The sequence below is a fragment of the Arthrobacter sp. Hiyo1 genome (assembly GCF_001263615.2).
In the GTDB taxonomy this organism is placed as follows: domain Bacteria; phylum Actinomycetota; class Actinomycetes; order Actinomycetales; family Micrococcaceae; genus Arthrobacter.
The window spans coordinates 343,344-343,964 of sequence record NZ_DF952472.1 but is presented as its reverse complement, the minus strand read 5'-3'; the positions used below and the strand labels follow the sequence as shown (position 1 = coordinate 343,964).

Sequence of the window (621 nt, the reverse complement as noted above, 5' to 3'; positions counted from 1 at the left end):
GGAGTGGAAGGCAATAGTGGCGTTCGAGGTGTCGCGCATCGTGGTGGAGGCTGAGCGGGAAGGAGCCTGCGGCGCACGCAACGCTGCGGTTTGCCAGCCGTAGTCCGAGGGGCGCGCTGTCCGGACGGCCCGGACGAAGGTCCCGACGCCGGGCCGGCTCTCGATCAAGCCCTGCGAAGTGAGCGTCTGCAAGGCCTTCTGCACCGTCACAGGGCTGGCCTGGTACTCGGCAACCAGTGACCGCGTGGACGGCAGCCGGGATCCCGGAGCGGCCCCGGTGATCCATTCCCGCAGTCGCATCGCAATCCTGGAACTGCTATCGTTGTTCATGAAAGACAATAGTAGCGCTACTACAATTATTCGAGAAGTGATACCGTCCCGCTCGATAACGGGCCTCTGGTGGGGCCTCCTCGGAGTAGCGGCGTTTTCCTTCACTGTTCCCTTCACCCGAGTGGCGGTGGGTGGCCTGTCGCCGCTGTTCATCGGCTCCGGCCGTGCCGTCGTCGCAGCGATACTCGCGGCATCCGCCCTCGTGCTCACCAGGCAGCGCCTTCCGCGAGGCAAACAATGGGCACGGCTCGCGGTGGTCGCCGCCGGGATTGTTGTCGGCTTTCCGCTACT

At 65.1% G+C, this 621-nt stretch carries 2 protein-coding genes; one reads left to right on the top strand and one right to left on the bottom strand.

The annotated features are described in order from the left end of the window. Window positions 1-330 (bottom strand): GntR family transcriptional regulator (locus tag AHiyo1_RS15160; protein WP_148667610.1); only part of this gene is annotated, 330 nt, incomplete at its 3' end. Here AHiyo1_RS15160 and AHiyo1_RS15155 point away from each other — a divergent pair. Beyond that, on the top strand, window positions 329-621 hold a 293-nt coding region (locus AHiyo1_RS15155), incomplete at its 3' end, for an EamA family transporter (RefSeq protein WP_445286227.1). The two genes, AHiyo1_RS15160 and AHiyo1_RS15155, sit on opposite strands and share 2 nt — an antisense overlap.